Origin of the sequence: Shewanella sp. ANA-3 (genome assembly GCF_000203935.1) — a bacterium.
GTDB lineage: Bacteria > Pseudomonadota > Gammaproteobacteria > Enterobacterales > Shewanellaceae > Shewanella.
On record NC_008577.1, the window covers coordinates 2,177,540 to 2,191,563 of the forward strand.

14 protein-coding genes are annotated in these 14,024 nt (G+C 49.5%); 6 read left to right on the forward strand and 8 right to left on the reverse strand.

What is annotated here, in order from left to right; all coding sequences use genetic code 11:
* Positions 1 to 63 precede the first annotated feature (63 nt).
* Entirely contained in the window at positions 64 to 945 is an 882-nt protein-coding gene (locus tag SHEWANA3_RS09695) for a LysR substrate-binding domain-containing protein (protein WP_011716845.1), read from the reverse strand.
* Between the two features lie 195 nt (positions 946 to 1,140).
* On the opposite strand from SHEWANA3_RS09695, the gene SHEWANA3_RS09700 reads away from it, so the two are divergent.
* The 6 genes from SHEWANA3_RS09700 (at position 1,141) to SHEWANA3_RS09720 (ending at position 5,729) form a co-directional block, all read left to right on the forward strand.
* The gene (locus SHEWANA3_RS09700) at positions 1,141 to 2,280 is read left to right on the forward strand and encodes an S-(hydroxymethyl)glutathione dehydrogenase/class III alcohol dehydrogenase (RefSeq protein WP_011622557.1); all 1,140 of its coding nucleotides are present in this window, start codon (positions 1,141 to 1,143) and stop codon (positions 2,278 to 2,280) included.
* 127 nt (positions 2,281 to 2,407) lie between these two features.
* A complete protein-coding gene (gene fghA / locus SHEWANA3_RS09705; RefSeq protein ID WP_011716846.1) occupies positions 2,408 to 3,247 on the forward strand; it encodes an S-formylglutathione hydrolase in 840 nt (279 codons plus the stop codon).
* Between the two features lie 345 nt (positions 3,248 to 3,592).
* Positions 3,593 to 4,435 carry a trypsin-like serine protease gene (locus tag SHEWANA3_RS09710; protein ID WP_011716847.1) on the forward strand — a complete coding sequence of 281 codons (843 nt, stop codon included), beginning with the start codon at positions 3,593 to 3,595 and terminating at the stop codon, positions 4,433 to 4,435.
* A 112-nt stretch (positions 4,436 to 4,547) separates the two neighbouring features.
* Positions 4,548 to 4,937: a trypsin-like serine protease gene (locus SHEWANA3_RS23775; protein WP_244096605.1), complete on the forward strand. Its 390-nt coding sequence runs from the start codon at positions 4,548 to 4,550 to the stop codon at positions 4,935 to 4,937.
* A gap of 51 nt (positions 4,938 to 4,988) precedes the next feature.
* Positions 4,989 to 5,189, forward strand: a complete 201-nt coding sequence (locus SHEWANA3_RS23780) for a hypothetical protein (protein ID WP_244096606.1) — start codon at positions 4,989 to 4,991, stop codon at positions 5,187 to 5,189.
* Between the two features lie 198 nt (positions 5,190 to 5,387).
* Positions 5,388 to 5,729, forward strand: coding sequence for a hypothetical protein (locus SHEWANA3_RS09720; RefSeq protein ID WP_011716848.1), 342 nt, complete (start codon positions 5,388 to 5,390; stop codon positions 5,727 to 5,729).
* A 152-nt stretch (positions 5,730 to 5,881) separates the two neighbouring features.
* Here the strand turns inward: SHEWANA3_RS09720 and SHEWANA3_RS09725 are convergent, their stop codons facing one another.
* From SHEWANA3_RS09725 to hisA, 7 genes are all read right to left on the reverse strand, one after another.
* The gene (locus SHEWANA3_RS09725) at positions 5,882 to 6,232 is read right to left on the reverse strand and encodes a YdbL family protein (protein ID WP_011626323.1); all 351 of its coding nucleotides are present in this window, start codon (positions 6,230 to 6,232) and stop codon (positions 5,882 to 5,884) included.
* A gap of 24 nt (positions 6,233 to 6,256) precedes the next feature.
* Positions 6,257 to 6,457, reverse strand: coding sequence for a YnbE family lipoprotein (locus tag SHEWANA3_RS09730; protein WP_011716849.1), 201 nt, complete (start codon positions 6,455 to 6,457; stop codon positions 6,257 to 6,259).
* 13 nt (positions 6,458 to 6,470) lie between these two features.
* Complete coding sequence (locus tag SHEWANA3_RS09735) at positions 6,471 to 9,677, reverse strand: YdbH domain-containing protein (RefSeq protein WP_011716850.1); 3,207 nt, start codon at positions 9,675 to 9,677, stop codon at positions 6,471 to 6,473.
* A 257-nt stretch (positions 9,678 to 9,934) separates the two neighbouring features.
* Complete coding sequence (locus SHEWANA3_RS09740) at positions 9,935 to 11,122, reverse strand: aromatic amino acid transport family protein (protein WP_011716851.1); 1,188 nt, start codon at positions 11,120 to 11,122, stop codon at positions 9,935 to 9,937.
* Between the two features lie 690 nt (positions 11,123 to 11,812).
* A complete protein-coding gene (gene hisIE / locus SHEWANA3_RS09750) occupies positions 11,813 to 12,472 on the reverse strand; it encodes a bifunctional phosphoribosyl-AMP cyclohydrolase/phosphoribosyl-ATP diphosphatase HisIE (RefSeq protein ID WP_011716852.1) in 660 nt (219 codons plus the stop codon).
* A gap of 44 nt (positions 12,473 to 12,516) precedes the next feature.
* Positions 12,517 to 13,290, reverse strand: a complete 774-nt coding sequence (gene hisF, locus SHEWANA3_RS09755; protein WP_011716853.1) for an imidazole glycerol phosphate synthase subunit HisF — start codon at positions 13,288 to 13,290, stop codon at positions 12,517 to 12,519.
* Complete coding sequence (gene hisA / locus SHEWANA3_RS09760) at positions 13,272 to 14,009, reverse strand: 1-(5-phosphoribosyl)-5-[(5-phosphoribosylamino)methylideneamino]imidazole-4-carboxamide isomerase (RefSeq protein ID WP_011716854.1); 738 nt, start codon at positions 14,007 to 14,009, stop codon at positions 13,272 to 13,274. The genes hisF and hisA overlap by 19 nt, the downstream gene beginning before the upstream one ends.
* Positions 14,010 to 14,024 lie beyond the last annotated feature (15 nt).

Genomic DNA, 14,024 nt, shown 5'->3' on the forward strand with positions numbered 1-14,024 from the left:
AGCGCGTTATTGGTCGCAAGATTGGGTGATTTGTTACTTTGGTTCGCTGCAATGGACTCGTTACTACGCATCCTCCATCGCCAGTTTTTCCGCGAGATAATCCACTAATACCCGCACTTTTGCGCTCAGGTGACGATTCTGCGGATAGAGCGCCCAAATGCCTTCTTTAGCTTCGCGGTGCGCGTCGAGGAATGAGATGAGTCGGCCTGCATGTATATCTTCTTCAATATAATAATCAGGGAGTTGCACTATTCCTATACCCTTTAATGCTGCATCTCGCAGGGCGTAACCGCTGTTGCAGATAAGGTTGCCACGTACCTTAATATTGCGCTCGCGGCCATTTTCAATAAAGCGCCAGTAATTGTGATTCCCGATCAGGCAATTATGTTGATTTAACTCCGAAAGCGTATGGGGCTCACCGTATTTTTCAACGTAACTGGGCGAGGCGGCCACATAATGGGTGCGGCTACTCAAGGGTTTAGCCATCAGGCTGGAGTCGGCGAGTTTACCAAGGCGAATGGCCAAATCGTAGCCGCCTTCAATCAAATCTAAGGTTCTGTTGGTCAAGTCGACATTAAATTCCACGCTGGGATATTGCACCATAAAATCATTGAGTAATGGCATGATAAATTTTTCGCCGTAGGCCACGGGTGCGGTGAGTTTTACCAATCCTTGGGGCGAACCTTTTAGATCGGTAATCGCCCGCTCGGCCTCCTCGAGGCCTGTTTGCAATTGGCGGCAATGACGATAATAAATCGTGCCTTCTTCGGTGAGCGATACCTTGCGTGTTGTACGATAAAACAGCTTAGTACCGAGTCGATTTTCCAGTGCACCGATTTGCCGACTCACGTGGGCGGTGGACACATTGAGGCGCAGTGCGGCCAAGGTAAAGTTCTCGACTTCGGCTACTGCTACAAATTCTGATATGCCATCCCAAAGGTACATTGTTGCTTCTCGGTAAAAATGAATTGCCAAAATGCTAGATTATCAATCATCAGGAAATAAATACAATCTAGTGACTGCATTACCGCACACTATTTTTAAGCTTATCCGTCCACCTCAATCTATGCTTACAAGCGAGTAGGGCTAGGGTAAGCCGTAAATCGATAAGCCCATTGATTAAAAGAAGGAAAGACAAGCATGTCGAACGAAAAACCACAGTTTATCAAGTCAAAGGCCGCCGTGGCCTGGGGCCCGGGACAGCCGCTCAAGATTGAAGAAGTCGATGTGATGTTACCAAAAGCCGGCGAAGTGTTAGTTCGCATCGTGGCGACTGGGGTTTGCCATACTGATGCGTTTACCTTAAGTGGTGACGATCCAGAGGGCGTGTTCCCAGCGATCCTCGGCCATGAGGGCGGTGGTATTGTTGAGCAAGTGGGCGAAGGCGTGACCAGCGTGCAGGTGGGCGACCATGTGATCCCTCTCTACACGCCTGAGTGTGGTGAATGTAAATTCTGTTTATCGGGTAAAACAAACCTGTGCCAGAAGATCCGTGCAACCCAAGGCAAAGGTTTGATGCCAGATGGCACCACGCGTTTCTATAAAGATGGCCAGCCCATTTTCCATTACATGGGTTGTTCTACCTTCTCTGAATACACGGTATTACCTGAAATTTCATTGGCTAAGGTTAATAAAACTGCGCCATTAGAAGAAATCTGTTTGCTGGGTTGTGGTGTGACAACAGGTATGGGCGCTGTGATGAACACGGCTAAAGTGGAAGAAGGCGCGACCGTGGCGATTTTCGGCCTTGGCGGTATCGGTCTTTCGGCCATTATTGGTGCGACCATGGCTAAAGCCAGCCGGATCATTGCCATCGATATCAATGAATCTAAATTTGAACTTGCCCGTAAATTAGGGGCAACCGATTGTATTAACCCGAAACATTTCGACAAACCCATTCAAGAGGTGATTGTCGAAATGACCGATGGCGGCGTGGATTACTCCTTCGAATGTATCGGTAATGTCAATGTGATGCGCAGCGCGCTCGAGTGTTGCCACAAGGGCTGGGGCGAGTCAGTGATCATTGGGGTTGCGGGCGCAGGGCAGGAGATTTCTACCCGTCCATTCCAACTGGTGACGGGCCGCGTATGGCGTGGTTCTGCCTTCGGTGGCGTGAAAGGACGCTCGCAATTACCTAAAATCGTTGAACAATACCTAGCGGGTGAGTTTAAGCTCGATGACTTTATCACCCACACTATGGGACTTGAGCAAGTTAACGAAGCCTTCGACTTGATGCATGAAGGCAAGAGCATTCGCAGCGTGATCCATTTCGATAAATAAGCGCTCAGTTTGCCATCACAGCAGCAGATAACCGCTAACGGCTTATCTGCTGCTTATGCGTTTTAAGCTTGTGATAGGGCCTTGAACGGCAAGCTAAACGCTAAAAGTGAACAGGAAAGGGATTGACATGACCATAGAAAATATCAGCTGTAACAAGAGCTTTGGTGGTTGGCACAAACAGTATCGCCATCAATCTCAGGCGCTGAATTGCGAGATGCGCTTTGCGATTTACCTGCCTCCGGAGGCGGCCAACAAACCTGTGCCTGTGTTGTATTGGCTATCGGGTCTCACCTGTACCGACGAAAACTTTATGCAGAAGGCGGGCGCGCAGCGTATTGCGGCTCAATTGGGGATAGCCATCGTTGCCCCCGATACCAGCCCGCGTGGTGATGATGTTGCCGATGCACCGGATAAAGCCTATGACTTAGGCTTAGGCGCGGGGTTTTATTTGAACGCGACCAGAGCGCCTTGGAATCGTCACTATAAAATGTACGACTATATAGTGCATGAATTGCCTGCGCTGATCGAAGCCAATTTCCCCGTGACAGATCAACGCGCTATCTCTGGCCATTCGATGGGCGGGCATGGCGCGTTAGTGATAGGGTTAACCAATCCCCACAGATACAGTTCAATCTCGGCCTTTAGTCCTATCAGTAATCCAAGCAACGCGCCTTGGGGGATTAAAGCTTTTACCGAGTATTTGGGCGAGAATCGCGAGCACTGGCGCCAATACGATGCCTGTGAGTTACTCAAATTGGCGATTAACGAAGTGCCCGTATTAGTCGACCAAGGTGACGCCGACAGCTTTTTAGAGGCGCAACTGATGCCGCAAACGCTCAGTGATATTGCCAAAGCAAAAGGTTACCCCTTAGATTTGCGTATGCAGGCGGGATACGACCATAGCTATTATTTTATTGCGAGCTTTATCGAAGAGCACCTTAAATTCCATAGCTTGTATTTTAAATAAGGCTGCCTAGCGTTAACCCCCAAGCATTAAACCCTAGAGTTAAACTTTAGGGTTTAATATAAAAAGCGCAGTGAACATTAAGTTCACCGCGCTTTTTATTTTCTACGGACAAATTGCGATGTCATTCAACATGTCATGTTGTTCCATTGCGCCTGAATGATTTGAATGCAGCGGCTATATCTCAAATAAGAAAAAGCTGTTAAGTTCTCGCCAATAGGAATATCGGGTTTAATAGGAATGGCTGGGTGCAATAGCATTGCCTTAATCACTCGGTAGTTACCGTCTTAGTGTGGGCATTTTATTTGAGTTAATCCGCTCGCCCAATCTAAATGGCATAGGGACATAATGCGTATCACTCTAACGATTTTACTCCTCTGTTTTAGCCTATCGGCATCGGCCCTAGTGGTGCGCCACGATGTGGATGCGCAAAAGTACCTTGCTGATGCGAGCGATTTTCCACCCTTAGCCACTTTTTATACCGATGGCGCCCATGGCGTCTTAATCAAGCCAGATTGGATTGTGACTGCGGCTCACGCCACTTTTTGCATCACCCCCGGGAGTGATATTCGGATACTGGATACTGACCATAAGGTCGACAGTGTATTTGTGCATAAGAAATATCAGCCAGGCATTAGCCATGACATTGCATTAATCAAATTAGTCGACCCCGTAACAGACGTGACGCCTGCTCGACTCTACGAGCAATCCGATGAATTAGGCAAAAACATCTGGTTTATCGGGGCGGGTGGCACCGGAAATGGTTTAACGGGGCAAACCGTGGATAATGGCGCCAATGCAGGAGTGCTGCGCAAAGCGCAAAATAGCGTCGAATTTGCCCAAGGGCCATTATTAACATTTACATTCGATTCGGGGGATGAGGCGCTACCCTTGGAAGGGGTTTCTGGCGGCGGTGATAGTGGTGGTCCAGCCTATCTCACGCTTGAGGGCATACATTACTTACTTGGGATCAGCTCCAGAGTGGGTGGAGGCGAAATAGGCAAGTATGGCGTGGTGGAAGTGTATTCCAGAGTGTCTTTCTTTAGCGCTTGGATTGAGGATATCACCAGTGGCGACGCAAAACTGCAGCAGCAATTCGCCCTGCCAAAACTGGATAAACTGCCAGCAGGAATGACGGCAGAAATGTTAGCCGAAGTCTGTGCTGATATAGGGTTAAAACCATCTCTTTAATGCGATAGATTTAACCACGGTTAATTCTACTTCATACCAACTTATGTCACGGCTAAGTGCGCGGTTAACTGAATAGTGGCGAAAGACAACATACAACGATAGGGAGTTCAATATGAAATGGATGTTCGTTCTGTTACTGGCGATTGCAAGTACCGCCAATGCCATGATTATTAGGCATGATGTGGAAGACGCGAAATATCAAGCGGCGGCGCAAAGCGATAATTCGACGGTCACCTTTTTAGGACTTTATAAAGGTGATGAAATCGTGCTTGGCACTGGCAGCCTTATCGATAAGCAATGGATTGTGACGGCGGCGCACGTGGCCAATGAGCTAAAGACTGGCAATAAAGTGCAATTTAAAACGGATTTTTACTCGATTAAAGAGGTGATAAAACATCCACTTTGGAAAGAAAGGCACTTTCCCAATGACATTGCATTGGTTCAATTGGCTTCTCCCATTGAAGATGCAACATTCGCTAAATTGAATCATGCCTCTACCTAAACGGGCAAAATCGCCACCTTCATTGGACGCGGCGATTATGGTAATGGGCTGGTGGGCGTCGCGGGGGCCGATAAACAATTACGCGCGGCCCACAATGCCGTGGTCGGGGTGCAGGAACAATGGCTGCAATTTGTCTTTGACCGCGACGCGAATGCCTTGCCGTTGGAGGGGATAAGTGGCCCTAGAGATTCGGGTGGCCCCGCGTACCTCACCTCGGCCGATTCAGTTTGCCTTATCGGTGTTAGCTCATGACAAAATGCCGAGTCAACCAATTGGGAAGAGGGCAAGTATGGCGTGATTGAACATTACTCACGTATTTCATACTTTCGGGATTGGATTGAGCAAACGTTATTTAAGGCATCAAATATTAGGCTCGCTGGCTGCTCTGATAGCTAATTGATAACCATGAGCAATGTGGGCCTAACCTCAACTTATCTGCTTTAGGAAACTATGGGTAAACTGCTGATTTTGTGTTGCTCACTCACCATGTTGTTTGGTTGCCATACGAGGGGGACCTATGAACAAACAAGCCAAGAGTTGACGGGACTTGAAGTAATCGCGCCCCATCTTGGTTACTTTAAATCATGGGTGCCAATTGGCAATGAAGGAGCCAATCAGATGACGGCTGAGCGACAAGCTGAGCAAGTTCAGGCGCTGAATTTGTGTTTGGAACAGTTGAGCTCATCTGCTGACATGTTGCCTAGCCATGCGCTTCGCAGTGTTTTACTCGTCCAGTGTATGCAGAAACAAGGCTGGCAATTCGTGGTTGAAGAGCTGTATATCACTCGGTAGTAAAAATCGCGTACAAATTTAACTTCATCTCTTGAGACTTTAGCAAGTGCAATCGTATTGAGAGGGTCAATCTGCAAGAGATGTTTGATACAAAAACGCCTGCAATTGCAGGCGTTTTTGTCATTGCTTAGTCGCTTGGAAGTGCTAACTCACTATTTTTTAACCCATTTTCCTTGGGCGTTTTGCACATAGTTGCCTTTATCTGTGGCGGCGATGGCTTTTTCACCGGCAAGTTTGGCTACATCGGCGGCGGAGATATTGTTCTTTTTAGCGATGGTTTCGTAATGGGCGCGGCGTTTGTTGTTCACATCGTCCATCACGGCCTTGGCCTCGCTATTATTTTGCACTAGACCCAAATAGCCATTGAGCTGCTCACCTAAGTAACCTTGGGATTTAGCTTCCTGCAATGACATGGCAAAGGCATTTAAGCTGAATAAACTCAGGCCGAGCAACAGCAGTAATGTTGGCTTTTGTAGCAGGGTTTTGAGTGGCATTGATTTCATTGTATATTCCTCAATTCTTTGTGATTAGAACAACTTATCATCTGATAGAAGCTGATCTAGCTCCTTATCCACTTTGATTTTTATCTCGTGTTCAATTTTCACATTGAGATTAATCACAATCGGTTTGTCAGGCGGCTCAATCTTTACCGTTGGGGCACAGCCTTGCAATGCCGCCAGTAGCAGCAATGTACCTAAACTCACTTGCTGTAATTGAATGATCTTCACTGAGGTTTCCTTGTTACTTCACGGATTTTTCGATTCTGTCCTGCAGATCGTTACCAATCTGAAGACTCCTGAATAATTGCAGCATGTTCTCTTCATGAGAGTAATTCAAGTGGATGGGGCGTTCAATCCCTCGGCTGCGGCCTTTGACTTCCACTAATAAGTTGGCATCGCCGGTTTGATCCATATCGAAACTACTGGATAACTGGCTGTATTCTAAATGTTCTAGCGCCGAAAATACAAAATCGAGATAAGGCTGCGATTGGCGCATTTGATCGACCGCAGGATTACCCGAAATGGCGATGAGACCGCCGGGCGCGCGGGCCGCCAGTTGGCCGCCGCTGATCGAGACTTTGCCATCGACCAAATCCACGGGTAACACACCATCGAAAATACCATCGGCATAAATACCAATTTGCGGCTGAATCCGCAGCACTTCTTCAAGGCTCATGCCCTGCAATAATAGATAGGCGTGGGATTTGTCCTGCAATTTTAAATTAAAATCAGGCAGTAAAAACTGGCCGCTCAATACTTTACCCTTGGCGGTCATCGAGACATCGGTATCGCTTAAGCCCGTGAGTTGTTGCAGCCAATTGTCGGGAAGCTTCTCAGCATCCTTGGCGAGGACAATATCGGCCTCCACTTCGATATCGGTCAAGGGGAAGCCGGGATCGAACAAGTTAAAAGTCATCATGGTTTGCGGGCAGTTTAGTCGGCTTAAACTGCTGAAATAGCCTGGCGCTTGCGGCGACTTGTAGGATTGCCCCCAGGTGAACTCGCATTGGGCCTGTAATTTCCCGCCCTCAAAGGTCGTGTCTTGATAAAAACCTTCCAGCTCTGTCATCGACTGGGTAATTTGCATCGCAAATTGGGTCTGCTCTGGCTCATGTGTCAGCTTAAATTGTGCCTGTAATTGGTTATGACCGGTCACATTTAACTCAGCGGGCAAGGGCTGGGTTTGATTAAGCAAAGATAGCGCCTCTGTCATGCTGGTATCGACAACCCACTGGCCCGTTAACAGCAGGGGCTTGTGAGGCGCGGCGAACTGTAATTGATGATCGCTTTGTAGCGCAACCTTGCCGACTTGCCACTGCTCATGGCCGTGAAGACGTTGGTTTTGCCAGTTTAATGTCTGCGCGAGCGTTAAATTATCCAGTTTAAGCACAGTCTGCTTACGTGTTCGGCCTTTGGCGCTGAGCTGCTTTTCAATCAAGAGTTGCTGCGCTTGCCAGTTAACTTGGTTAGTCAACTGACTCGATTGAATAGTATTTACAATGGATTGCAGCGACGAGTAATCGAGGGTCATCGGCTTTGATGTCTCAAGGGAAAACGCCTTGAGGCTAATATCATTGCGACTGCTCTGTATTGCAGTCGCGGTGCTGTTGTTGCCCGCAAGATTCTCTACCGCTTGGCTCACGCGCAGCTGCGACAAGGCGAGCGATAAAGGCGGCAGCTTGAAGGCAAACTCGGTCGATTGTGCGCCAGTAGTATCCTGAGTCGCTAACGGGGTTGCACTTGCGGCCAAGGGGGACTTGGCGTTGAGTTGAATACTGCCAAGGCTTAACTGCGTCTGTTTCGTTTGGTGCTCGGCGGCTTGCGCTGTTTGTTGTAGCTGCACATCTTCCAGCGCAAATTGCAGAGTGTCACTTGAGTCACTTGAGTCACTCGTCACTGGGGCAGTGCTGACTTGCCAGTTCAGTCCTTGAGCCGATTGAGCAACACTGACCTGACCCGCCGTTTGCAGCATTCCCGCGCCCCAACTGAGATCCTGCGGGGCTACGTGCCAGAGGTCTCGCAGCGTCAGTGGGGAAGTTTGCTTAAGCGCCAGTTGCCAGCGGCTCGCGACATTCCAAGCATCTGGTGTGGGCGTTAACTGGGTCTCTTGCAAGTGAATGCGCGTCTCAAGCTTACAGCCTAGGGTGGTTAACTCTATTGCGGGCAGCGCTATTGGTTTATGGGGGCTCGCTTGAGATGTCAGCGCATAGTGCAGCGGCGCTGTCATCGAAAAGCCAAGACCCACGGGCGCCTCGGTGCTTTTCAGCCCCGAGAGCAGGGTAAGGAGCGCTTGAGAGTTTTCATCGTTCAATTGCAGAGACTGATTAAGCGCCGCTAATAGCTGCGTGTGCTGTGCCGCATTCGGCGTAAGCGCAAGGCTAAAGGGCTCAAGGGTGAGATTGAGCGAGGCAAGTGATCCACTAAGCTCAAACCCCAAAGCCGGCTGGGGCGCGAGCGTTAAGTCGGCAAAATGGCTTAAGCTGATGTTAGGCTGCTGAATGCGGTGGCGGCTTGTGATTTCGCCGCTGGCGAGTGTCATCGTGCTCTCAGAGCTGAGTTGCCCACTTAAGCCTATCCCAAGTTGCTGCCACTGTTGATCCCACAGAGTTAGTTGGCTGAGGATGCTCCCTTGGGTTTGGCGCAGGCCAATTTGATGCAGGTTTTCCAGTAGCGGCGCGATATTCAGTTCGCTCTTGAGGCGCCATTGTTCGTTGCCTAGCGTGGCGGCAAGCTGGACTAACGGCTCACCCTCAGGGCTGCTAAAGGCTGTAGTTAATTCACCTTGATGATTCAGGCTGAGTTTATCCATCACCAGCTGATAGGCGGGAAGCTCAGCTTGCGGCGCTAATCTGAGTGTGGTTTTACCTATATCAATTAACGGTAAGGATTTGATATTTAACGCCAACGCTGGCGTTTGTTCATCGGCGATGGTGGGGCTTCGCTCCAGCAGCGATGCGCCGAGTTCAACGTCTATCTCGCCCGTGCTAATACGCTTGATTTTTTGAGTCAAACTCTCAACTTGGACAAGTTGCTTCAGTTCTTCAAGGCTCTTGGGCCAGTTGAGTTCAAGCTGAATATCAAGATTATTAATCACTAAATGCGAGTCATGTACACGCAGGCTCGCAGAGCGAATGTGCCAATGTTCTAAACCCATGGGGCCTAAACGAATATCGCTAAGCTCACCGTCCATACCGCTTAATGCGTAATTTGCGACACGAAGGATCAGGGCTTCGGTTTGGCTGTTGACTATCCAAATGGTTAGCGCCGCGCCAGCTAACAGGCCGGCCACTGTGGTGGCAATCAGGCTTTGTTTTAGGCGCTTTTTGAGTGTAGAACCGCGGCGAGACGCCGCCGAATGTGGCGCTGCGGCCGCAGTCGCCTCTTGAGGCATCGCCTGATGCGAGTGCTCGGCAGTCTCCTGATTTGGCGATGTCGGCGTGTTAACCATTGGGTTTTACTGTCATCCTTATCATCAGCGCCTAGCTATTGTTCCCCGTGGGAGCGTGAGGCGATTTGGGCCTGCCTATGCTCAGCGGCAAGCGGGATTAGCGGCAGTTTAACACTCAAGCCGCTGGCTGACTAATAAAGAACTTGGCAATCTTGCGCGAAGCAAGACTGAGTGTCTGTCATTATTCATCTTGATTTTACAGGCACTTATACGGCTTAAAGCAAAATAGCGTTATCCCGATTGTTTATCCGCGCAGCTTATCCCAAGAGCTGAGCGCCAATCACGGCCACTCCGCAGAGCATAGCTAACAATAAACCAAGCTTCCCCCCCGCGACGCGGTAACCTTGAGGTAGGTTTGCCTTATCGCGCGTTTGTCTTTGTACCCACACCATGGTCACAGGTAAAAAAATCGCGAGGATCACGAGGGCGATCGCCGCATAACCGAGGGCGGTAATAAATCCCTGCGGGTAAAAGAGGGCAAAACCCAGAGGTGGCACGAAGGTAATGGCGGCGGTGATACTGCGACCCGCGGCATTATCCTGCTGTCTTAAGTTAGCCGCCATAAAGTCAAACAGACCTAGGCTCACCCCTAAAAAGGAGGTTGCCAGTGCAAGATCGGCAAACACACTGATGGCAGAACTTAAGTATTGGCTGTGCAAAACGCTGGCTAACTGATTGATAAAGCCTGAAAGACTCTGATTCGTCATCAGTTGGCTTTGGCTGAGCACGCCTTGGCTGCCCAGTTGCCACAGCAGGTAAATCAGTAGCGGTAACGCCGAGCCAAGCAGCATGATTTTACGCAGGCTTTTTACCTCAACGCCTAAGTAGCGCACCACGGATGGAATCGAACCATGAAATCCAAAGGAGGTAAAAATCACTGGAATAGCTGACACGATAAGCCCTTGCTCTAGTGGCAACTCGAGTAAATGTGTGCCTTCGACCTGCGGCAGTAATAGGGCCAGCATTAGGATCAACGCAATGATTTTTAAACTAAAGAGCACGCGGTTAATCAAATCGACACAATGGGTGCCTAAGCCGACTATGGTGCCGATTAACAGGGTAAAGAAGATGGCGCCCGCCTGCGTTGGCAGTTCTAACCCTAACCAAGCATTGAGCTTTTGATTGACTTGCTCGCCGCCGCCTGCGATGTAGGCGGCGCACAGGGCGTAGAGTAAAAACATCAGTGCAATACTGGCAATCACTTGGCCCTTGGCGCCCAAAAGCGTGCGGGCTAATTGGTTCAGACTCGCATCGCTCGGGGCAAATTGATGGATTTCAACCATCAGCAGGGCGGTGTAGGCCATGAGCGCCCAGAGGAGCAACATGATCAGGCTCGATACACCAAAACCGAGTCCTGCCGAGGCGATAGGAAGTGCAAGCATGCCCGCGCCGATGGTGGTGCCTGCAATCAGTAGCAAACTGCCGAAAAATTTATTTTGTGTCATAACTTTACGCTCAAACGTCTTTATTAATGGCTCAACTGTGTTAGATGAGTGCTTTATTGAGGAGCTGTGCAGAGTGGCGCGTGAAACTGGGATCTAAAGGGTACCTGGGTGTACCTGTATTGGGATCGTGGCGCAATCTGCGGATCGTTGGGGATATGGCCACAATGGAAGGTCAGGCGAGTGTGCCTATCTATGCCATTGCGGCTACAGATAGGGATAATAAGCTGTGGTAATACGCATAACACTCGCCTTTGCTTGGGGTTAATTCGGCACTTAATGACATCTTGTGGCTTGATCACATCTAATGGCTTGATCACATCACATAACTAAGGCAATTCGCCATGTTGTTAAATTTATCTTAAATGTTAATAAGTTGCGTTAATGCCTCGGTGCGGGCTCGAGGACGCTGGCTACGATAGGCAGTTAAGGTGTACTTGTCAACCATTACAACAGTATTTTGCTGATTTTTTGTCAGGAGCCAAGTGTACAATTTGTGTGACGTCGTGCCGTTTTTAGCCCAGGTTAAGGATTACAAAACAGACTGTAGAAGCGGGATTTGGGTTGGCTAAAGCACACAAATAGACAAGCAAATTGACACGTAAAAAGCATGTAAATGGGGCTAAATGGAGAGTACTCTGCCGCAGACCCAAAGGAATGCGACAGAGTGGTACTGCGATGTTTGAAAGCGGACTACTTTTGCTGCGCCTTTTGATGGCGGGCGAGCAAATTGGCGTTGATATCACTTAAGCTTAGTGATTGATCTTCAAGTAAGACTAATAAGTGATACACCAGATCCGATGCCTCGTTAATCAGCTCATCCTTATCGTGAGTCGCAGCGGCCAAGGCGGTTTCTAATCCTTCTTCACCGACTTTTTGGGCGATGCGCTTAGTACCACGGGCAAAAAGGGAAGCGGTGTAGCTCGACTCAGGGTTTTGCCCCTTACGCGAGGCGATAAGCTCGGCCAGATTATTTAAAAACGGGTGAGCATTGCCATCGAGCCAGCAGCTTTCGGTGCCTTTATGGCAGGTTGGGCCATTGGGCAATACCTGCACTAACAGGCTGTCGTTATCACAGTCTTTATCGATGGCAACCAATTTTAGGGTATGGCCCGAGGTTTCACCCTTGGTCCATAAACGTTGCTTAGAGCGGCTAAAAAACGTCACATCACCGGTTGCCAGTGTGTGCTGCAGCGCGGCTTTATCCATAAATCCGAGCATTAACACTTTGCCCGATAGATGATTTTGGATAACTGCAGGGATAAGCCCCTGTTGTTTTTCCCAGTCGAGGCTATTAACCAGTTCTGCGCTTGCAGGGCCTTGGCAACAGCTTGAAGTGGTTCCAGTTGTCATATCTGTATACCTTATTATTTCTATCAATCGCTACTGATGTTGAGTTACTGGCGGATGGCGATGCCTTCGGCCGCTAAATACTGTTTTAACTCGCCGATATTGATAATGGCTTTATGGAACACGCTGGCCGCTAGCGCTGCATCCACCTTAGCCTCGATAAACACATCGCGAAAATGTGTCATAGTGCCAGCGCCGCCCGAGGCGATTAAGGGCACATCGCACAGCTGGCGTACTAGGCTTAACTGTTTGATATCATAGCCACCGCGCACGCCATCTTGGTTCATCACGTTGAGCACGATTTCGCCGCAGCCGCGTTTTTGTACTTCTTCGACCCAATCCTGAGTGTACCAAGCGGTTTCTTTGGTGGCGGCTTCATCGCCGGTAAATTGCTTCACCTTATAACTGTCGCTTGCCGCATCATAAAAAGAGTCTATGCCGATCACTATGCATTGACGGCCGAATTCATCCTGCAGGCGTGAGATTAAACTCGGATCGCTAAGAGCGGGTGAGTTGACCGAAATCTTATCCGCGCCAAAGGCCAGTAACTCGCGCGCCTGGCCGATGGTTTTAATGCCGCCGGCAACGCAGAAGGGGATATCGATTTGCTCCGCCACTCGGCTCACCCAAGACTTATCGACCACTCGGTCATGGGCACTGGCGGTGATATCGTAAAACACCAGTTCGTCGGCGCCCTCTGCGGCGTAACGCGCCGCGAGAGGTACTATGTCGCCAACAATTTCATGGTTGCGAAACTGTACGCCCTTGACCACGCAGCCATCTTTCACATCTAAACAGGGGACTATTCGTTTGGCCAGCATTGGATTGCCTCCGCCACATTAAACTGATTGATAAGTAAAGCTTTACCGATAATGATCCCCGCGGCGCCACTGTCTCTGACGGCGGCAACATCCTCAAGGGTGGCAATGCCGCCCGAGGCTTGCCAAGCGATATGGGGATAGTGGCTGGATAGCTCACGGTAGAGTGCGGTATTGGCGCCAGTGAGGGTGCCATCGCGATTGATGTCAGTCACCAGCGCATGTTTAAGTCCCACTTGGCTAAAGTCCTCGACGATAGATTCTAGACTCTTACCGCCACCGCTTTGCCAGCCAGAAACCGCGACGATTTTCTCGCCGTTCTGATTGATATTCACATCCAGTGCCAGGCAAATTGCCTCGCTGCCAAACTTGTTAAACCAGCCTTTGACTAACTCGGGCTCTTTGACGGCGAGCGAGCCTATTACCACGCGTTTTACCCCAAGGGACAATAACTCGGCGACTTGCTCTTCAGTGCGGATCCCGCCGCCCACTTGAATATTGGCGTTAAGCCCCGCTGTCAGCTTAGCAATCAAAGCCGTTTGGCGTTTAGCGGGTTCTTTGGCGCCAGTTAAATCTACTATATGCAGCCAGCTTGCCCCTTGGTCTTGGTAGGATTGCAACTGGGTCTGCGGGCTTAAATCGAAAGTGGTCTGCTGCCCATAATCCCCTTGGTAGAGCCTAACTATCTGGCCATCAATTAAATCAATTGCTGGAATGATCATCTGTTGTCCTTAAAT